General features: G+C 62.4%; 17 protein-coding genes. 9 read left to right on the top strand and 8 right to left on the bottom strand.

Annotated elements, in window-relative coordinates; translation table 11 throughout:
• Positions 1-19: 19 nt before the first annotated feature.
• Genes ACLH0I_RS01035 through zur form a run of 4 tightly spaced genes read right to left on the bottom strand, consistent with a single transcriptional unit; the run spans position 20 to position 2,816 of the window.
• A complete protein-coding gene (locus ACLH0I_RS01035) occupies positions 20-733 on the bottom strand; it encodes a PA5502 family lipoprotein (protein WP_411386058.1) in 714 nt (237 codons plus the stop codon).
• Positions 734-770: 37 nt separating this feature from the next.
• Positions 771-1,559: a zinc ABC transporter permease subunit ZnuB gene (gene znuB, locus ACLH0I_RS01040; protein WP_411386059.1), complete on the bottom strand. Its 789-nt coding sequence runs from the start codon at positions 1,557-1,559 to the stop codon at positions 771-773.
• Positions 1,552-2,334, bottom strand: a complete 783-nt coding sequence (znuC, locus tag ACLH0I_RS01045; RefSeq protein ID WP_060739886.1) for a zinc ABC transporter ATP-binding protein ZnuC — start codon at positions 2,332-2,334, stop codon at positions 1,552-1,554. The genes znuB and znuC overlap by 8 nt, the downstream gene beginning before the upstream one ends.
• Positions 2,334-2,816, bottom strand: coding sequence for a zinc uptake transcriptional repressor Zur (gene zur, locus ACLH0I_RS01050; protein WP_186706433.1), 483 nt, complete (start codon positions 2,814-2,816; stop codon positions 2,334-2,336). Before zur ends, znuC begins: the two co-directional genes overlap by 1 nt.
• A 66-nt stretch (positions 2,817-2,882) precedes the next feature.
• Between zur and znuA the strand changes: the two genes are divergently transcribed.
• Positions 2,883-3,815: a zinc ABC transporter substrate-binding protein ZnuA gene (gene znuA, locus ACLH0I_RS01055; RefSeq protein ID WP_411386060.1), complete on the top strand. Its 933-nt coding sequence runs from the start codon at positions 2,883-2,885 to the stop codon at positions 3,813-3,815.
• A gap of 131 nt (positions 3,816-3,946) precedes the next feature.
• On the opposite strand, the gene ACLH0I_RS01060 is transcribed toward znuA, so the two are convergent.
• Together ACLH0I_RS01060 and ACLH0I_RS01065 are read right to left on the bottom strand one after the other, a co-directional pair.
• A complete protein-coding gene (locus tag ACLH0I_RS01060) occupies positions 3,947-4,897 on the bottom strand; it encodes a homoserine kinase (RefSeq protein ID WP_186706431.1) in 951 nt (316 codons plus the stop codon).
• A 58-nt stretch (positions 4,898-4,955) separates the two neighbouring features.
• Positions 4,956-5,243, bottom strand: coding sequence for a DUF2782 domain-containing protein (locus tag ACLH0I_RS01065; protein WP_411386061.1), 288 nt, complete (start codon positions 5,241-5,243; stop codon positions 4,956-4,958).
• A 74-nt stretch (positions 5,244-5,317) separates the two neighbouring features.
• Between ACLH0I_RS01065 and polA the strand changes: the two genes are divergently transcribed.
• A complete protein-coding gene (gene polA / locus ACLH0I_RS01070; RefSeq protein WP_411386062.1) occupies positions 5,318-8,086 on the top strand; it encodes a DNA polymerase I in 2,769 nt (922 codons plus the stop codon).
• A gap of 548 nt (positions 8,087-8,634) precedes the next feature.
• On the opposite strand, the gene yihA is transcribed toward polA, so the two are convergent.
• Positions 8,635-9,276 carry a ribosome biogenesis GTP-binding protein YihA/YsxC gene (yihA, locus tag ACLH0I_RS01075; protein WP_003196227.1) on the bottom strand — a complete coding sequence of 214 codons (642 nt, stop codon included), beginning with the start codon at positions 9,274-9,276 and terminating at the stop codon, positions 8,635-8,637.
• A gap of 191 nt (positions 9,277-9,467) precedes the next feature.
• Between yihA and ACLH0I_RS01080 the strand changes: the two genes are divergently transcribed.
• The 7 genes from ACLH0I_RS01080 to ACLH0I_RS01110 all read left to right on the top strand — a co-directional run bounded on the left by ACLH0I_RS01080 (position 9,468) and on the right by ACLH0I_RS01110 (position 16,795).
• On the top strand, positions 9,468-9,758 hold the full coding sequence (locus tag ACLH0I_RS01080; protein WP_003196231.1) for a c-type cytochrome: 291 nt from the start codon (positions 9,468-9,470) through the stop codon (positions 9,756-9,758).
• Positions 9,759-9,804: 46 nt separating this feature from the next.
• A complete protein-coding gene (locus tag ACLH0I_RS01085; RefSeq protein WP_053189415.1) occupies positions 9,805-10,416 on the top strand; it encodes a c-type cytochrome in 612 nt (203 codons plus the stop codon).
• 187 nt (positions 10,417-10,603) lie between these two features.
• Entirely contained in the window at positions 10,604-11,245 is a 642-nt protein-coding gene (locus ACLH0I_RS01090) for a thiol:disulfide interchange protein DsbA/DsbL (protein WP_411386063.1), read from the top strand.
• A 15-nt stretch (positions 11,246-11,260) separates the two neighbouring features.
• Entirely contained in the window at positions 11,261-12,139 is an 879-nt protein-coding gene (locus tag ACLH0I_RS01095; protein ID WP_250961570.1) for an endonuclease/exonuclease/phosphatase family protein, read from the top strand.
• Positions 12,136-14,223: a diguanylate cyclase gene (locus ACLH0I_RS01100; RefSeq protein ID WP_411386064.1), complete on the top strand. Its 2,088-nt coding sequence runs from the start codon at positions 12,136-12,138 to the stop codon at positions 14,221-14,223. Before ACLH0I_RS01095 ends, ACLH0I_RS01100 begins: the two co-directional genes overlap by 4 nt.
• 103 nt (positions 14,224-14,326) lie before the next feature.
• Positions 14,327-15,106 carry an N-acetylmuramoyl-L-alanine amidase gene (locus tag ACLH0I_RS01105; RefSeq protein ID WP_411386065.1) on the top strand — a complete coding sequence of 260 codons (780 nt, stop codon included), beginning with the start codon at positions 14,327-14,329 and terminating at the stop codon, positions 15,104-15,106.
• A 75-nt stretch (positions 15,107-15,181) separates the two neighbouring features.
• The gene (locus tag ACLH0I_RS01110; RefSeq protein WP_411386066.1) at positions 15,182-16,795 is read left to right on the top strand and encodes an EAL domain-containing protein; all 1,614 of its coding nucleotides are present in this window, start codon (positions 15,182-15,184) and stop codon (positions 16,793-16,795) included.
• A gap of 8 nt (positions 16,796-16,803) precedes the next feature.
• On the opposite strand, the gene ACLH0I_RS01115 is transcribed toward ACLH0I_RS01110, so the two are convergent.
• Positions 16,804-18,594, bottom strand: a complete 1,791-nt coding sequence (locus tag ACLH0I_RS01115) for an ATP-binding protein (RefSeq protein WP_411386067.1) — start codon at positions 18,592-18,594, stop codon at positions 16,804-16,806.
• Between the last annotated feature and the right edge of the window lie 10 nt (positions 18,595-18,604).

The raw sequence follows: 18,604 nt of genomic DNA on the forward strand, positions 1-18,604 counted from the left end.
GAGCTTGCTCGCGATGCTTTTAGTGCTTACGCGGCGTCAGCACAACCTGCGCCGGCACACTGCGCAAAATCTGCTTCTGCAGCTTCAGGTCAAACCCCGGATCCAGTTTCTTGACCCGTTTGCTCAACAACGTCGCCAACCACGGATAATCATCGGTACGCGGCGCCTGGATGCTGACGTCGCATTGGTAATTCACCACATCGGCGGCGATGGCGTCCAATTGCCGACGCATTTGCTGGATATCGGCTATGTTGAGCGCAACGGTAGTACTCGGTGCGCTCGGGTCGATCACCTTGGCGACCGGTTTGGCTTCGGCGGCCTTGAGGTCGGCCTCGGCTTTTTCCAGGTCGGCCTTGCGGGCTTCGGCGATGGCGCTGTTGACCTCGCCAGTGAGCGCTGGGGCCTTGGGCATCAACGCTCGGGCACGGCTCAGGGCGGTGGCGGCGGCGTTGACATCGCCTTTTTGCAGGTCGATCTGGCTGCGGCGCAGATACGCCTCGGCCAATTGCCGCTGGTAGGGTTCCAGCGTCGGGTCTTCGGGCGACTGGGCTTGCAAGGCGGCCAGCTGGCCTTCAGCGGTGGCCAGCTCATTGCTGGCCAGGCTTTGTTCGAGCTGCGCGATGGCCGGGCCCCGCGTATCGGGGGCCTGGGTGACCGGCGGAGTACTCTGGCACGCGCCCAGCAGCAGGGAAAATGCGACAAGGAGCAGATAACGGGAGGCGAACGGCTTCATTCCTGCGACTCTCTATTTGCGCAAAAAGCGAGCAAGTCTACACCCCTCGACGGGGCAGGACAAAACTCAGCAGAAACAACGCAGCGGCGCTGACCACGATCGACGGGCCGGCCGGGGTGTCCTTGAACCAGGAAAGGGCCAGGCCGCCACACACCGCGAGCATGCCCAGCAGGCTTGCGCCCAAGGCCATTTGTTCGGGCGAGCGGGCGTGACGCTGTGCCGCAGCCGCCGGAATGATCAGCAATGACGTAATCAGCAACACACCGACAATCTTCATCGCCACGGCGATGACCACCGCAATCAGCAGCATCAGCGCCAAGCGCAGGCTGACCACGGGCAAACCCTCGACCCGCGCCAGTTCTTCATGGACGGTGACCGCCAGCATTGGTCGCCACAGCGCCACCAGCAACAGCAACACCGCCGCGCTGCCGCCCAGGATCCAGGCAAGGTCCGTCGGACTGATTGCCAGCAGATCGCCGAACAGATAGGCCATCAGGTCGATCCGCACGTCACGCATGAAGCTCAGCACCACCAGCCCGAGGGACAGCGTGCTCGGCGCGAGGATGCCCAGCAGCGTGTCGGACGCCAGTGGCTGGCGCTGTTGCAGGGTGACCAGCACCACCGCCAGCAACAGGCAGCCAACGGTCACCGCGATGGCCGGGCTGACATCCAGCAGAAAACCCAGGGCCACGCCCAGCAGTGCCGCGTGGGACAAGGTGTCGCCAAAATAGGCCATGCGCCGCCAGACCACGAACGAACCCAGCGGACCGGCGACCAGGGCGAGTGCCAAGCCTGCGAGCAGGGCGTACAACAGAAAATCAGCCATGCTTGCAGCCGTCTCCATGAACATGATTGGAAGCAGAAGGGGCGCTGACCACCGAGCCATGCAGGTCATGGGCGTGGTCATGGTGGTGGTGATAAATCGCCAGGCTTTGTGCGTTCTTTCCGAACAGCTCGACGAAGGCCGGATCGCCGCTGACCTGCTCGGGATGCCCGGAGCAGCAAACGTGGCGGTTGAGGCAGACCACCTGGTCGGTGGTGCTCATCACCAGGTGCAAATCGTGGGACACCATCAACACGCCGCAGCCATGGCGGTCGCGCAGGCGCGTGATCAGGCTATACAGCTCGGCCTGCCCCGCCACATCGACGCCTTGCACCGGCTCATCGAGCACCAACAATTCAGGTTCGCGCAGCAGGGCGCGGGCCAGCAGCACGCGTTGCATCTCGCCACCGGACACGCTTTGCACTGGGCTGTCGATCACCTGTTCGGCGCCGACCTCGTTGAGCGCAGCCAAGGCCCGGGCGCGGTCCACGCCAGGCACCAGGCGCAGGAAACGCAGCACCGACAGTGGCAGCGTCGGGTCGACGTGGAGTTTTTGCGGCATGTAGCCGACGCGCAACCTGGGCTTGCGCCAGACGCTGCCGCTGTCGGGCTTGAGCAAACCCAGCACGGCGCGTACCAGGGTGGTCTTGCCGGCGCCGTTGGGGCCGATCAAGGTCACGATCTGCCCCGGCTCGACGCTCAGGTGGATGTTGTCCAGCACGTTCTGCCCGGCGAACGTCACGGCCACCTGCTCGAGGCGGATCAGCGCGTTGCTCATCAGGCCCCCTGGCAGCCGGAGCAGAGGCCGACGACTTCGACGGTCTGGGTGTCGACGACGAAGCCGACTTCCCTGGCGCTGGCGACGATGGCATCGCTGATGGATTTCTGTTCCAGTTCGATGGCGGCGTGGCATTCGCGGCAGATCAGGAATTGGCCTTGGTGGGCGTGCTCCGGATGGTTGCAGCCGACGAAGGCGTTGAGCGACGAAATGCGATGCACCAGGCCGTTTTCCAGGAGGAAATCCAGCGCCCGATAAACGGTTGGCGGGGCGGCGCGGCGGCCGTCCTGCTCGCTGAGCACCGCGAGGATGTCGTAGGCGCCCAGTGGCTTGTGGCTTTGCCAGACCAGTTCCAGCACGCGCCGCCGCAGGGCGGTCAGGCGCAACCCTTGGCGCGCGCAGATGGCGTCGGCCTCGGACAGCGCGCTGTGCACGCAGTGGGAGTGATCGTGGGGACGACTGGCAAGGGGTGTAATAGGCATGGGCAGCGACGAGTTTAGTGAGAGACGTTATTATGTTACCCGTTCTCGCCTCTACGAGTGGTCATCGTGTCCCGATTTTTTTCGCTCTTTGTCGCTTTTGTCGCAAGTTTTCTACTGATCGGCCCGGCCCAGGCCGACGTCAAGGTCCTCACCAGCATCAAGCCGCTGCAACTGATCGCCGCCGCCGTGCAGGACGGCGTGGCCGTTCCGGAAGTGTTGCTGCCCCCGGGGGCTTCGCCGCATCACTACGCATTGCGGCCCTCCGATGTACGCAAGGTGCAGTCGGTGGACCTGTTGTACTGGATTGGGCCGGACATGGAAGGTTTCCTACCGCGCGTGTTGAATGGTCGTACCCTGCCCTCCGTTGCGGTGCAGGAGCTGCCCGGGCTCAAGTTGCGTCACTTCGCCCAGGACAGCGCGTCCCACGAGGATCATGACCATGATGAGGGCGATGATCACGATCACGACCATCGCCCCGGCACCGTGGACGCCCACCTGTGGCTGTCGCCGCACAATGCGCGGGTGATCGCTGCCAGGATGGCGGCTGACCTGAGCGCGGCGGATCCAGCGAATGCGGCCCGCTATCAAAACAACCTCAAGGGCTTCAACCAGCGCCTCGATGCCTTGGACACGCGCCTCAAGACGCGCCTGGCCGGGGTTGCGGGCAAGCCGTACTTCGTCTTCCACGAGGCGTTCGATTATTTCGAAGACAACTACGGCCTCAAGCACGCCGGGGTGTTCGCCGTGGCTGCCGAAGTCCAGCCCGGCGCCCAGCATGTGGCGGCGATGCGCACGCGCTTGCAGGCGGTGGGCAAGACCTGCGTCTTCAGCGAACCGCCCCTGCGCCCGCGCCTGGCCGAAACCCTGGTGGCCGGGTTGCCGGTGAAACTGGCGGAACTGGATGCACTGGGCGGCTACACCCCGGCGACGGCGCAGGGGTATGAGCAGTTGTTGGAAAAGCTGGGGAATGATTTGGCGGGGTGCCTGGAGTCGTTATAACCCCACTGCTCTTGTGGCGAGGGAGCTTGCTCCCGCTGGGCCGCGAAGCGGCCCTAAAAAATCTTGCGGTCGCTGCGCAACCGAGCGGGAGCAAGCTCCCTCGCCACAAAGGCATTCAGATCCACTAGGTGTCAGAGGGCGAACGGCAACACCGTATGAACCGTCTGCCGCTGCGCCAACCGCTGCTGGAACTCCTTTGGGTCATGGATCAACACATCCTGCCCGGCAAACGATTCGGCGGCGATCAACCGCGACAGCCAGAACCGCACGCATGCCACGCGCAACAGGGTCGGCCATAGCTCGGCCTCGGCAGCCGTGAACGGCCGCAACGCTGCATAAGCACCCAGCAACGCCCGGGCCCGGGCGCCATCGAGCACGCCGTCGTCATCCGAGCACCAGTCATTCAGGGCGATGGCGACGTCATACAGCATCGGCCCGGAGCAGGCGTTATAGAAGTCGATCAGCCCGGTCAGGTGCGTGCCTTCGAACATCGCATTGTCGCGGAACAGATCGGCATGGATGTTGGCCCGGGGCAGCGCCAGGATGCCGACCTTCTTTAACGAAATTTCCTCCAGCGCAGCCTCCAGCAGCTGACGCGGTTCGGCGTCGAGGTGCGAAAGCAGCTTGCCGCCCTCCTCCTCCATCCAATCCAGGCCGCGATCGGTCTTGCGCTTGATCATGTTGCCTTTGGTCGCCAGGTGCAGATGGGCGAGCAATTCGCCGACCTGGGCGCAATGCTGGGCGTTGGCCTGCTTGATGTGCTTGCCGGCCAGGCGCGGTTGCAGCAGCGCCGGTTTGCCCGCCAGCTCCCGCAGCGCGACGCCGTCGGTGGTGCGCAAGGCGTAAGGCACCGGCAGGTTGGCGTCGTGCAGCACGTCCAGCAGTTCGATGAAGAACGGCATTTCCTGCACCGGGCCGCGCTCGACCAGGGTCAGGACGAATTCGCCCTGCTCCAGGCTGATAAAGAAATTGGTGTTTTCGCTGCCAGCGGCGATCCCCTGGAAATCAAGCAAGCGGCCGAGCCCGTAAGGGGCGAGAAAGGTTTCCAGCTCGGGCCGAGCCAGGGGCGTGAACACAGACATGGTTAAACTGCCAGTACGGGCGCCCTTCAGCGGGCGCCGGTTGAAGTCGCGAGCGGTATTACCACTCAAAGATTTTCCACGAAGGGATCAGCATATCCGGCTGGTCCGAGCGGATGAAGTTTGCATCAGTGCCGTCGGCGCGTACCAGGAAATAAGGCTTGCCGTTCTTGGGCGTGACCTTGATCGCGTACAAAAAGCCGTTTTGCCGATATTCCTGAATGGTTTTATCGCCTTCGGTGCGGATGGTGACATCCGGGTCCGCCGAGGGCGCGTCATCCGCCGCCATGACGGCCACCGGGGTGAATGCAAACAAGCCAGCCAGTAACAGGCGATTTAGTGTACGCATGATAACCTTGTCCCTTTGTCGTCAACGGTCCCGCTATTCTAGCCCCGGACCCGCCGAAAAGGTTGATCCTGCTCATGAGCCAAGCCCCCCTCGTCCTGGTGGACGGTTCTTCTTATCTGTACCGCGCCTTCCACGCGCTGCCACCGCTGACCACGTCCAAAGGCCTGCCGACCGGTGCGGTCAAGGGCGTGCTGAACATGCTCAAGAGCCTGCGCAAGCAGTATCCGGACAGTCCGTTCGCCGTGGTGTTCGACGCCAAGGGTGGGACGTTTCGCGATGCACTGTACGCCGAATACAAGGCCAACCGCCCGAGCATGCCCGACGACATGCGCGTGCAGATCGAACCGCTGCACGCCAGCGTCAAGGCCCTGGGCTTTCCGTTGCTGTGCGTGGACAACGTCGAGGCCGATGACGTGATCGGCACCCTGGCCCGCAGCAGCGCGGCGGCCGACCGTCCGGTGGTGATCTCCACGGGCGACAAGGACATGGCGCAGTTGGTCGACGGGCACATTACCTTGGTCAATACCATGACCGGTAGCGCCCTGGACGTGGCTGGCGTGAAGGAGAAGTTTGGCGTCGCTCCGGAGCAGATCATCGATTACCTGGCGTTGATGGGCGATTCGTCCGACAACATCCCGGGCGTCCCGGGTATCGGACCGAAGACCGCTTCCGGCCTGCTGGTGGGCGTCAACGGCGGCCTGACCGAGTTGTACGCGCAACTGGACATCGTCGCCACCTTGCCGATCCGTGGCGCCAAGACCCTCGCCGCCAAGCTCGAAGAGCACAAGGAAATGGCGTTCCTGTCCTACGAACTGGCGACCATCAAGACCGACGTACCGTTGGATGTCGGTCTCGACGACCTGCAAATGGGCACGCCCGACCACGAGAAACTGGCCGAGCTGTATACGTTGCTAGAGTTCAAGAGCTGGTTCGAAGAAAACCAGCGGGACGCCAAGCGTGCCGGCCAGGAGATCCTCGAAGTGGCCGAAGAACAGCCCGGCGCTGCCGAGGCCAAGTACGAAGTCATCCTCGCCCAGGCGCGCTTCGACGCGTGGCTGGCGAAACTGGAAAAAGCGCCGCTGTTTGCCTTCGTCACCGAAACCAACGGCGGCGATGCCCAGCATTCGCAACTCGTCGGCTTGTCGTTCGCCGTGGCCCCGTTCGAGGCGGCCTACATCCCGCTGACCCATTCCTACATGGGCGTGCCGGAGCAACTGGACCGCGACACAGTGCTCAAGGCGCTCAAGCCGCTGCTGGAAAACCCGGACAAGCTCAAGGTCGGCCAGCACGCCAAGTTCGAAACCAACATCCTGGCCAACTGCGCCATTGGGGGTGACCAGAACAACGGCATCCTGGTCCAGGGCATCGCCTTTGACACCATGCTGGAATCCTACGTGCTGGACTCCACTGCGACCCGTCACGACATGGACAGCCTAGCGCTCAAGTACCTGGACCAAAGCAAGACCGATTTCCAGGACATCGCCGGCAAGGGGGTCAAGCAACTGACCTTTGACCAGATCTCCCTGGAACTGGCCGGCCCTTACGCCGCCGAAGACGCCGACGTGACTTTCCGCCTGCACCAGGCCTTGCAGGAAAAGCTGGCCGCCACGCCAAGCCTGGGCCCGGTGCTCAACGACATCGAAATGCCGCTGATGCCGGTCCTGGCGCGCATCGAGCGCCAGGGCGCGCTGGTGGATGCCAACCTGCTGGGCGTACAAAGTGTTGAGTTGGGCGAGAAGTTGGTGGCGCTGGAGCGTGAGGCGTTTGCCATCGCCGGTGAGGAATTCAACCTCGGTTCGCCGAAGCAATTGGGCGTGATCCTGTACGAAAAGCTCGGCTTGCCGGTGCTCAGCAAAACCGCCAAGGGCCAGGCTTCCACCGCCGAAGCGGTGCTCGCCGAATTGGCGGAGCAGGATTACCCGCTGCCCAAGGTGCTGATGCAGTACCGCTCCCTGAGCAAGCTCAAGAGCACCTACACCGATCGCCTGCCGGAACAGATCAACAGCCGCACCGGCCGCGTCCATACCAATTACCAGCAAGCCGTCGCCGCGACCGGGCGGCTGTCATCCATCGACCCGAACTTGCAGAACATTCCGATTCGGACCGCCGAAGGCCGGCGCATCCGCCAGGCGTTCGTTGCGCCGAAAGGCTACAAGCTGCTGGCGGCGGACTATTCGCAGATCGAACTGCGGATCATGGCGCACCTGGCCAAGGATGAAGGGTTGCTCCACGCCTTTCGCAATGACCTGGACGTGCACCGGGCCACGGCCGCCGAGGTGTTCGGCGTCGACCTGGAAGCCGTCACTCATGACCAACGCCGCAGCGCCAAGGCGATCAACTTCGGCTTGATCTACGGCATGAGCGCGTTCGGCCTGGCCAAGCAGATTGGCGTCGATCGCAAGCAGTCCCAGGCCTACATCGACCGCTACTTCGCCCGCTACCCGGGTGTGCTGGCCTACATGGAGCGCACCCGCGCCCAGGCGGCCGAGCAAGGTTTTGTCGAAACCATTTTTGGTCGTCGCCTGTACCTGCCGGACATCAACGCGAAAAACCCGGCCCTGCGCAAAGGCGCCGAGCGCACCGCCATCAACGCGCCGATGCAAGGCACGGCGGCTGACATCATCAAGAAAGCCATGGTTGCCGTGGATGGCTGGCTGACGGCGTCAGGGCTGGATGCGAAAGTCATCCTGCAGGTCCACGACGAACTGGTGCTGGAAGTGCGTGAAGACTTGGTCGACCAGGTGCGCGAAGAGATCCGCCAGCACATGAGCGCCGCCGCCACGCTGGACGTGCCGCTGCTGGTGGAAGTGGGCGTGGGCAATAACTGGGACGAGGCGCACTGATTCCCACGTCCTGAGGCCTAGGGCTTCTGTGGCGAGGGAGCTTGCTCCCGCTCGGCTGCGCAGCAGCCGTAAACCGGGCGATGCGGTCTGCTGGAAAAATGCAGGGGCCTGCTGCGCAGGCCAGCGGGAGCAAGCTCCCTCGCCACAGGGGATTGGTGTCAGGATAGGGAGATGGCCATCGCGAGCAAGCTCGCTCCCACATGGGGTTTGTGTCGAGCCGAAGATCGAGCCCAACACCTACCCCACTGTGGGAGCGAGCTTGCTCGCGATAGCGTCAGCCCAGGCAATCGATGCCGCATTGAATCACCGCAAACCCAGGTATGGCTTCGTTAGCTCGGAAAATTCCTACGGTTATTTCCAAAAAAATCTGAACTAAACCCGTGAATCGCCACTCAGAGATTCTGAATGGCTGGTGAAGCCCTTCAATGCTCCTATGTTGTGTTAAGTGTTGGCAGATATCTGGACCCCGCCCTAGCGGTCCGGAACTTGGACCCCGAACTTCCCCCTCCCCATAAGAAGTCCGGGGTTTTTTTTGCCTGCGATTTGGCTTATTCGGCCTCTTCGCTGCCCTTGTCCGCCAATTCCATCCAGTCCGCCAGCACGGTATAGGCTTCTTCCAAGCCCATGCGCTTGGGTGCCGAGAACAGTTGGATGGTGATCGCGTCGCCCCAGCCCTTGCGAATTTCCGATTGCACTTTGAGCAAGGTATTTTTCGCCGCGCCGTAGGTGAGCTTGTCGGCCTTGGTCAGCAGAATGTGCATCGGCATGCCGCTGGCGACCGCCCAATCGAGCATCAACAGGTCGAAGTCGGTCATCGGATGGCGAATATCCATCATCAAAATCAGGCCTTTCAGACTCTCGCGGCTGCCCAGGTAGGCTTCCAAGTGACGCTGCCAGTGTTGCTTGAGCGGGATCGGTACCTTGGCGTAGCCGTAGCCGGGCAGGTCGACCAAACGCCGTTCATCGTCTAGCTTGAAGAAGTTCAAGAGCTGCGTACGACCCGGGGTTTTCGAGGTGCGTGCCAGGCTCGCATGGGTCAAGGTGTTCAGCGCGCTGGATTTGCCGGCGTTGGAACGGCCGGCAAACGCCACTTCAAAGCCTTCGTCGTCTGGGCATTGATCGACTTTGGCGGCGCTGAGCATGAAGGTGGACTGTTGGCACAGGCCAAGGATAGGGTTCTTCAGTTGCATGGGATTTCCGATGTGGGCGGCGTCGGGAATGGACGCGGCAAGCTGTGTCGTTTCCGTTTCAGTGACGCCAGTATATAATGCCGCAGATTTTGTGTGCGCTTTGTCCCAGCGTAGGATGAAGCTCACGGGAGCGACCGACCGAAATTGCGCATTAGAACGCAGCTCGTTCCCAACCCTGAAAAGGTCGTTTTATGACGAAATGGCTGCTAGCTGCCGGTGTCTTGATGCCGCTTTACAGCGCTCAGGCTACACAGGATCCGGAAGCTGTGTACAACCGTGTTTGTGGTGCCTGTCATTCCGGCCAACTCCCCATGGCGCCCCGCAAGGGCGATCAGGAAGCTTGGACGCCGAGGTTGGCGAAAGGTATGGAGACGCTGGTGCAACACGTGACCCAGGGTTTCAAGGCGATGCCGCCGCGTGGTTTGTGCATGGACTGCAGTGCCGAGGATTACCGAGCCATCATCCAGTGGATGAGCGAGTGAACCCGGTCCATAACTCTTTAACCCTTAGCCGTAGTTGGATTAGCTGATGAACAAACTGATCGTGAGTCTGCTGTTGACCTTGGGGATATCCGGCGTAGCCCACGCCGCTGGCAACGCCGCTGCCGGTCAGGCGAAAGCGGCCGTATGCGGGGCCTGCCACGGCCCGGATGGCAATAGCATGGCGCCCAACTTTCCGAAACTGGCGGGCCAGGGCGAGCGCTACTTGACCAAGCAGCTGAAGGAAATCAAGGACGGCAAGCGTGTCGTGCTGGAAATGACCGGCCTGCTGACCAACCTGAGCGATCAGGACCTGGAGGACATCGCGGCCTACTTCGCCAGCCAGAAGGGCAGCGTTGGCGCCGCCGATCCAAAACTCGTGGCTCGTGGTGAAGCGCTGTTCCGCGGCGGCAACCTGGAAAAAGGCCTGCCAGCCTGCACTGGCTGCCATTCCCCTGACGGCAAGGGCAACGCCGCTGCCGGTTTCCCACACTTGGGCGGCCAGCATGCCCAGTACATCACCAAGCAACTGACCGATTTCCGCAAGGAAGAAGGCGGTCGTGCCAACGACGGTGACGCGATGACCATGCGCACCATTGCCCGCAAGTTGAGCGACGAAGATATCGCCGCCGTTTCCAGCTACATCCAGGGCCTGCACTAAGGCCGTTGCGAGGGGATACACCTCTTGCAACGTTAACGCTCGATTAATCTGTCGATGCGAGCATCAAAAGGGTGGCTTTGGCCGCCCTTTTTTGTGGCCGCTGCCGTTACACTAGAGAACTTGAACCCGCCACGGTCTGTCTTAGAAACAGGCCTTGCCAGGCCCCCTCATTGTCCAGGAGTAAAGCATGCGTAATCTGATCATCAGCGCCGCGCTCGTCGCCGCCAGCCTGTTCGGCATGACTGCCCAAGCGGCTGAAAATCCCGCCGCCCCCTATGTCGAATTGACCAACCCCGTTCCGGTGGCAGCGCCTGGCAAGATCGAAGTCGTGGAGCTGTTCTGGTACGGCTGCCCGCATTGCTACGCTTTTGAACCGGTGATCAACCCATGGGCTGAAAAACTGCCTTCGGACGTCAATTTCGTCCGCATTCCTGCCATGTTCGGTGGCCCATGGGACGCCCATGGCCAGATGTTCCTGACCCTCGAAGCGATGGGTGTCGAGCACAAGGTTCACGCGGCGGTATTCAACGCGATCCAGAAAGAAGGCAAGAAGCTGGTCAAGAAAGATGAGATGGCGGACTTCCTCGCCACCCAGGGCGTCGATAAGGACAAGTTCCTCGCCACCTTCGATTCCTTCGCTATCCAGGGCCAGATCAAGAAGGCCCGCGAGCTGGCGAAGAAATACGAAATCACCGGCGTACCGACTATGGTCGTCAACGGCAAATACCGCTTTGACATCGGCTCTGCCGGCGGTGCCGAACAAGCCCTGCAACTGGCCGACCAGTTGATCGCCAAAGAGCGAGCGGCCACCAAGGCTGCTGCCAACTAAGCGCGGCCCACGCCCATGGCCCGCTGGAGTACCGAACGCATCGTTGGCCTGCATGAACCACGGGTCAACGAGCATCATGTCACGTCCACGGGCCTGCCTGGCGACAGCCGCTTGCGGCTGCTCAGCTTCAATATCCAGGTGGGCATCAGCACCGAACGCTACCGGCATTACCTGACCCGCGGCTGGCAACATTTGCTGCCGCACACCGGGCGTGCCGGCAACCTGCAGAAAATCGGCGACCTGCTCAAGGACTTCGACCTGGTGGCCTTGCAAGAGGCCGACGGCGGAAGCTTGCGCTCAGGCTACGTCAATCAGGTGGAACACCTGGCCCAACTGGGCGCTTTTCCCTACTGGTACCAGCAACTCAATCGCAACCTCGGACGCCTCGGCCAGCACAGCAATGGCGTGTTGAGTCGCCTGCGCCCGTGGGCGATCGAAGATCATCCGCTGCCGGGCCCCAAGGGCCGCGGGGCGATCCTGGCGCGTTTCGGCGAAGGGCCGGAGGCGCTGGTCGTGGTCATGATGCATTTGGCCCTCGGGGCGCGTACCCGGACAATGCAGCTGGCCTATATTCGCGAGCTGATCGGCGGCTACAAACATCAGATCCTGATGGGTGACATGAACACTCACGCCACTGACTTGCTGCAGACCTCGCCCTTGCGCGATCTCGGCTTGCTCGCCCCGCAACTGGAAGCGACATTCCCCAGCTGGCGCCCACAGCGCTGCCTGGACCATATTCTATTGAGCCCGACCCTGACCCTCGAACGCGTCGAGGTGCTGGCCCAACCCATTTCCGATCACCTGCCGGTCGCGGTAGACATTCGTTTGCCGGGTTCGCTCACGGCCGATGCATTCCCCGCGCTGAGTACTGCCCTCGCGGATCCGAATGAATGAGCGACGACGCCGAACGTTGGAGAGAGAAATACCTCAAGAGCATCGAACAGCAGGAAAAGCTCGAGCGCCGTTGGGATGCCCGGCTCGACTTGCTGCGTCGTGGCCTGGTGCGCAGCACCCTGGCCGCCGAGGGCACTGACCGAGCTGTCGATCAATGCATGAAAGAGATGCGCGAGGTGGTGCGCACCGATGACATGGATGCCGGCCTCGCTGCCCTGCTGCCGCGCCTGGAGAAAGCCGTACTCGATTCCGAGCAACGCCGCGAAACCCGGGTCGAGCAGACGAGCGCTGCGTTGACGGCCCTGGTCGCCCAGTTGCAGAGGCTGCCGTTGCCCAAAGAAGTCAGCCGGCCGCTGAAGAAGTTTGCCAAGCAACTGGAGGAGCGGGCCGGCCAGGCCCGGGAGATTCCGCTGCTGCTCAGCGAATTGAGCGGTTTGCAAGGCAAGGCACTGAGCGCCCTGGACGCCCCTGTCGAACCGAATCGCCCCGGCCTGCTGCAACGACTGTTTGGCGGCCAAGGCCATGAGGAAGCGGCACCCCAGTCCCACGAGCCCGCCCAGGCCAGCGTGGCGCCTGCGTCAGAAACGACTCTGCCGGTAGTCGTTGAGCCGGCAGATGATGCAGCCTCCGTCGCACCAGCACCAGCACCAGCACCAGCACCAGCACCAGCACCAGCACCAGCACCGCAGCCATTGGTCGCGGAGCAAGCACCCGAGGCGATGCCCGAACCGGTCGGCCCGGTTGCGCCGCTGATCCAAGTCGCGCCGTCCCCCACTCCGACGCCTGTAGCCGAAGTGATTCAGCCAACCAGCGAGCTGGACGAAGCAACCGAGCCCGTCCCGCCGCAAACCCCGGTCGCCCACGAGCTCCCGGTAGCGGCGTCCAGCCCGGAGAATCCCGACGAACTGATGCCCGAGGAGGAGCCACAGGCCCTCGCCGCCCCCTCGCCGCCTCCAACAGAAGTCGAGCCCGACGAACCCCTGGGCGCAGCCGATATCGTAGACGCCCAGTACGCCCTGCCCGACTCGCCGGAACCTTCCTACAGCTCGGTCGCCAAACACATTGAAGACACCTTGTTGGGCCTGTTGGGCGACCTGACCTTGCCCGAACGCCATCGCCCACAAGCCGAAGCCATGCGTGAGCGGCTGCGAAATGGGCTGAACTGGTACGAACTGCTGCCGATCCTCGATGATCTGGCGGTATTGATGCTGGCCATCACCGACACCGGCCAGCATGAATTCGAAGCGTACTTGCAGCGCCTCAATGATCGGCTGGAGTCCTTCCAGAGCAGCCTGCAAGCCGCCAGTGAAGACCACGCCGACAACCTGTCGGCCTCCCGGGAAATGGACACCCAGATTCGCGAACAGGTGGACGGGCTGCAAAGCAGCGTGCAACAAGCCGATGACCTGGAAGGCCTCAAGCAGGTGCTGGAGAATCATCTCGAAGGCTTGCTCGGCACAATGGACCAACACCGCCAACAACGGGATCAGCGCGAGCAGGAAGTTTCGACGCGCCTGAAAAGCCTGGCCGATCGTGTCGCGCTGATGGAGCAGGATGCCCAGGTCGTGCGGGAAAATCTCGAAGAGCAACGGCAAAAAGCGCTGGTCGATCCGCTCACCGGGTTGCCCAACCGTGCTGCCTGGTCCGAGCGGCTGGAACATGAAGTTGGCCAGTGGCAGCAACACGGCAACAGCTTGCTGCTGGCCATGCTCGACCTCGATCATTTCAAGCGCATCAATGACAACTACGGCCATCTGGCCGGCGACCGGGTGTTGAAATTGATCGCTTCAGTCCTGCGCAAGCGCCTGCGTGGCGGCGATTTCATTGCACGTTTCGGTGGCGAAGAGTTTGTCCTGCTGGTGCCGGATACGCCCCTGGCCGCTGGCGCCAAGCTGGCCGAGGCGCTGCGCCTGGCCATCGAAGCTTGCCCATTCCATTTCAAGGGCGAGCCGGTGACCGTGACGGTATCGGTGGGCATGACGGCCTTCAAGCCGGGCGAACACAGCGATTCAGTGCTTAAAAGAGCCGATCAGGCGCTCTACCGGGCGAAAAATGCCGGGCGCAACCGCGTGGAGTTGGGCTGAGGGCTAATTGTTCCAATTTGTTTATTATCGTCCCGCGCACCGGATCATCGCGGGGCGATACGTTACACTGTTGCATTACTTCCAGCACGTAATGCCTTCCGCCATGAAATTTCTTTCGCTCATCGTTGCTTTAATTGTCCTGGCCGGCTGCACCAGCGGCCCGCGGTTCGACACCAGTCACCCTTCCGTCAACCATGACAACCGCATCCAATTCGTGGTGGTGCACTACACCTCGGCTTCCCTGGAACGTTCCCTGGCCCTGCTGACCCACGGCGAAGTCAGTGCCCATTACCTGATTGGCGACGATAAGGACGCAACCATCTACAAGTTGGTGGATGAAAGCCGACGTGCCTGGCACGCCGGGGAAAGTGAATGGGAAGGTCGGACCTGGCTCAATTCCAGTTCCATTGGCATCGAAATCGTCAATCCGGGTTTCATCGACACGCCCACCGGGCGTCTCTGGTATCCCTACAGCGAAGCCCAGGTCCAAGCGCTGACCGTGTTGCTCAAGGACATCCTGAAGCGCAACGGGCTCAACCCGCGCAGCATTATCGGCCACAGCGACATCGCGCCCCTGCGCAAGCTCGATCCGGGGCCATTGTTCCCTTGGAAGCGCCTGGCGCAGGCGGGCTTGGGAGTATGGCCGGACGAGCAGGCCGTCGCGCGCCAGCAGGTGCTCTTCGCAGCACAGCTACCGCCCGCCAGCTGGTTCCAGGCCGAACTGGCCCGCCTGGGCTACCCAACGCCCCGGACCGGCGAATGGGACGTGGCCACCCAGCAGGTGCTGGCCGCCTTCCAGATGCACTACCGTCCGACCCGCTTCGACGGCACACCGGACGCGCAAAGCGCGGCGATTCTGCAGGTGCTCAACCAGACAAAATAATGACGCCCGTCCGACGAATCGGGCCAAATCCAAATCAGAGGCTATAACTCATTGGTAACTTTCGGATTACCGATGATGACGGCTGCCCGCGAAAACCTACAGAGCTGGCTCCATCGCCCCTTTTTCCTGGCGATGATAGCGGCTGCCTTGAGTACCGTCCTGCTGCTGGCGGGCAGTCTGTTCGTGGTCGTGCAGCAGATCCAGCAGCGTGAAAGCGACCAGATGAATGCCCAGGGCGAGCGCTTCCTGCTCCGCCTGGAACAGCTCTTCGGGCAACTGCGTGAAAGCCTCGACGACCTGCAAAACCAGCCCTTGCGCGGCTGCGACGATGACATGATCGCGACCTTGCGCGAGGTCAGCTTCAACTACCGTTTCGTTTATGAAGCGGTGTACATCGATGGCAGCGGCGTTTGTACCAATCGCCCGCGCCCGAGTGGATTGTCGGTGACCCGCCCGCCCGACCTCCGGGGCCCGACCTACAGTTATTGGCTCAATACCACCACCGAACCCGATGAAGACCGCGCGGCGTTGATGCTAGGGCGTGGCAATTTCCGCGTCGCGACCTCCCGTGGACATCTGGCCGACGTGGTCGACCTGCCACCCGGCAGCAGCCTGCTAGTGGTCCTGGATCATGGCGAGCGAGCCATTCCCGTGTTGGGCACCCAACAACGCTGGCCGCCCGCGGAGCCTTGGCCGCCGAAAAGCCAAAATGCCCTGCAGGTGACGCAGACCCGGTTGATCTATCGGATGCCCACCGACAGCCCGGAATATCAGCTAGTGCTGATTGCCCAGCGCAACGGTTTCAAGGTTCCGCCCTATGCTTGGTGGATGTTGCCCGTCAGCCTGGTGCTGGGCCTGGGGATTGGTTTCCAGGTGTTTCTGCTGGCACGCCACCGCCAGTCCATGGATGCCGAACTGCATGGGGCCATTCGGCGCGGTGAACTACAGGTGTTGTACCAGCCGATTTTCGACCTCGACAGCCGCAACTGCGTCGGCGCCGAAGCCTTGCTGCGCTGGCGACGACCGGACGGCACCCTGACCAGCCCGGACTTGTTTATCCCGATGGCCGAGAACACCGGGCAGATCCGCCAGATCACCGATTTCGTGCTGCAACGACTGTTCGACCAATTGGGCCAGCTGTTGCGAGCCAATCCGCAGTTGTATATCTCGGTGAACCTGGCGGCCTGCGATGTAATGGTGCCGCGTATAGGCGAAGTCATTGCGCGCCTGTTGGCCCTGCATCGGGTCTCGGCGAACCAGATAGCTTTCGAAGTGACCGAGCGCGGGCTGATCGATGTGTTGGTCGCCCGGGATAACCTGCAATCGCTGCGTGATGTCGGGCATCAGGTGCTGATCGACGATTTTGGCACCGGTTATTGCAGCCTGGCCTACCTGCAGACTCTGCCGGTGGACTGCCTGAAAATCGACAAGGCTTTCATCGACGCCTTGGGCCACGACGCCGCCAGCAGCGGTGTGGCCCCGCACATCATTCGCATGGCCCACGCCCTGGAACTCAAAGTGATCGCCGAAGGCATCGAGCATGAAGCCCAAGCCTCCTATTTGAGCAGCGAAGGGGTGAGGTTCGGCCAGGGCTGGCTGTTCGCCCATGCCCTTAGCGCGGTGCAGCTCATCGAATTGATTACCCGCGGCCGACGCCTGCGCGGACGTCGCCTTGATGATGAAGCCTAAGCCGTGAGTCAGACCGTCAGCGCCATGTAGAACTGCGTGCCCTGCCCCGGCCTTGAATACACGCCCATGCGGCCGCCGTGGAGCTGGACGATTTCCTTGCACAGTGCCAGGCCGAGGCCGGCGCCACCCTTCTTGCGTCCGACTTGGACGAAAGGCTCGAAGATCCGTCCCTGTTGGCCGTAGGCAATGCCTTCACCGTTGTCTTCCACGCTGATGATCACCCGCTCGCCATGGCGTCGGGCCTGCAAGCGGATCTGGCCGTCTTCGCCGGTGTGGCGCATGGCGTTGTCGATCAGGTTGTCGAGCACGCGATCCAGTTGCCCGGCGTCGGCATGCAGCCGTGGCAACGGACCCTGGATGGCCACGAGCAGCTCGATACCCTTGGCGTGGGCCTGTTCGGCGAACCGCAACCGGGCGTCCTCCAGCAGGTCGTCGATGGAGCAAGGCGCCAGGGTCAGCTTTTGCAGGCCGTTCTGGTAGCGAGAGAAATTCAGCAGGTCATTGATCAGTTGCATCAGCCGCTGCATTTCTTCCGTGACGGTGTTAAGCAGGTCCGCCTCGCGGGACTCCGGCGGGAAGTGCAGGCGTTCCTGCAACAGGCCGAATGCCATGTGCATGCCCGTCACCGGCGTGCGCAGCTCGTGGGAGGCACGCAGGACGAACTCGCTGCGCACCCGTTCGAAGGCGCGCTGTTCGGTGACGTCATGCAGCACCATGACCGCGCCGAGGATGTGGCCCTGGGTATGACTGACCGGCGTGAGGCTGTAGGTCAGCACCCGCGACTCGCCGTCGACCTCGATGCTCAGGTCTTCCGGCGCGCGCTCCAGGGTTCCACCGCGCAATACCAGGTGCAATTCTTCATCCAGTTCCAGGCGTCCCAAGGCCTCGCCCAGCCCTTGGCCCAGGCGCGCCTCATCCCAGCCCAATTGGCGCTGGGCCACCGGGTTGAGGTGTTCCAACTGGCCTTGGCGGTCAATCATCAGCAAGCCGTCGTCGATGCTGTCGAGCACGGCTTGCAAACGCTGCTGGCCGGCGAGCAGTTCATCGACATTGGTGGCCTGGTGTTCGCGCAGTGCCTGGGCCATGACCCCGAAGCGACGGGTCAGCAGATTCAACTCCGCGGCGGAAGAAATGGGCAGCGTGACCTCGAAATTGCCCTGGCCGATGTCATCCGCCGCCGCGGCCAGCGCCTCGATCGGCGCGCCGAAACGCCGGGCAATGCCGTGGGCCGTGATAAAGCCGATGATCAGCACCGCCAGCCCCACCAGGCCCAGCAGCCCGGAAATCCACAACGCACGTTTCCGGGCGCGGTCCTGGGTTTCACTGATGTTGCTCAAGGCCTCGCGATAACCCTCGATCAACCCGTTACGCAGCACGTTGAATTTCTCGGTGAGCGCCTTGATGCCGGTGAGCTGGCTCGCCTGCTGGCGAGCCGCGGTGAAAGCCTCGAGAAACTCGACATAGTCGGCCTTGGCCCGGCTGAAGCTGACCGCTGCATCGTCCAGTTTCCGTTCGTGGGCAATCCCCTCGTCGATCAACGCCAGGTATTGCTGCTTGGATGCCTCCAGCGCAGCCAGGTCGGGCTTGTCGTCGAGCATGATTATCAACTGATCGCCCAGGGTCTGGCGCAGCTTGAGGCCCAGGTCCAGCAGGATGAAGTTGTCGCGTACCGATTGTTCCTGGGTGTTGGCCATCTGCATCACGCTGACCAGGCCAAGCACCAGCCCCAGCAAGGCCACGGTGATCAGCGCCGAGATGCTGAGAAACAGTCGCGTGCGCAGCTTCATCGCCAGTTTCATAAGGTGTCGC

The organism is Pseudomonas sp. MPB03, assembly GCF_046605385.1.
Taxonomy (GTDB): domain Bacteria; phylum Pseudomonadota; class Gammaproteobacteria; order Pseudomonadales; family Pseudomonadaceae; genus Aquipseudomonas; species Aquipseudomonas zanjanensis.

Coding starts and splice junctions, on each gene's coding strand:
- znuB (WP_411386059.1), bottom strand. CDS start 1,559: ATGGCTGATTTTCTGTTGTACGCCCTGCTCGCAGGCTTGGCACTCGCC.
- polA (WP_411386062.1), top strand. CDS start 5,318: ATGAGCCAAGCCCCCCTCGTCCTGGTGGACGGTTCTTCTTATCTGTAC.
- ACLH0I_RS01115 (WP_411386067.1), bottom strand. CDS start 18,594: ATGAAACTGGCGATGAAGCTGCGCACGCGACTGTTTCTCAGCATCTCG.
- ACLH0I_RS01090 (WP_411386063.1), top strand. CDS start 10,604: ATGCGTAATCTGATCATCAGCGCCGCGCTCGTCGCCGCCAGCCTGTTC.
- zur (WP_186706433.1), bottom strand. CDS start 2,816: ATGCCTATTACACCCCTTGCCAGTCGTCCCCACGATCACTCCCACTGC.
- znuC (WP_060739886.1), bottom strand. CDS start 2,334: ATGAGCAACGCGCTGATCCGCCTCGAGCAGGTGGCCGTGACGTTCGCC.
- ACLH0I_RS01100 (WP_411386064.1), top strand. CDS start 12,136: ATGAGCGACGACGCCGAACGTTGGAGAGAGAAATACCTCAAGAGCATC.
- ACLH0I_RS01060 (WP_186706431.1), bottom strand. CDS start 4,897: ATGTCTGTGTTCACGCCCCTGGCTCGGCCCGAGCTGGAAACCTTTCTC.
- ACLH0I_RS01080 (WP_003196231.1), top strand. CDS start 9,468: ATGACGAAATGGCTGCTAGCTGCCGGTGTCTTGATGCCGCTTTACAGC.
- ACLH0I_RS01105 (WP_411386065.1), top strand. CDS start 14,327: ATGAAATTTCTTTCGCTCATCGTTGCTTTAATTGTCCTGGCCGGCTGC.
- ACLH0I_RS01085 (WP_053189415.1), top strand. CDS start 9,805: ATGAACAAACTGATCGTGAGTCTGCTGTTGACCTTGGGGATATCCGGC.
- ACLH0I_RS01110 (WP_411386066.1), top strand. CDS start 15,182: ATGACGGCTGCCCGCGAAAACCTACAGAGCTGGCTCCATCGCCCCTTT.
- ACLH0I_RS01065 (WP_411386061.1), bottom strand. CDS start 5,243: ATGCGTACACTAAATCGCCTGTTACTGGCTGGCTTGTTTGCATTCACC.
- yihA (WP_003196227.1), bottom strand. CDS start 9,276: ATGCAACTGAAGAACCCTATCCTTGGCCTGTGCCAACAGTCCACCTTC.
- ACLH0I_RS01035 (WP_411386058.1), bottom strand. CDS start 733: ATGAAGCCGTTCGCCTCCCGTTATCTGCTCCTTGTCGCATTTTCCCTG.
- ACLH0I_RS01095 (WP_250961570.1), top strand. CDS start 11,261: ATGGCCCGCTGGAGTACCGAACGCATCGTTGGCCTGCATGAACCACGG.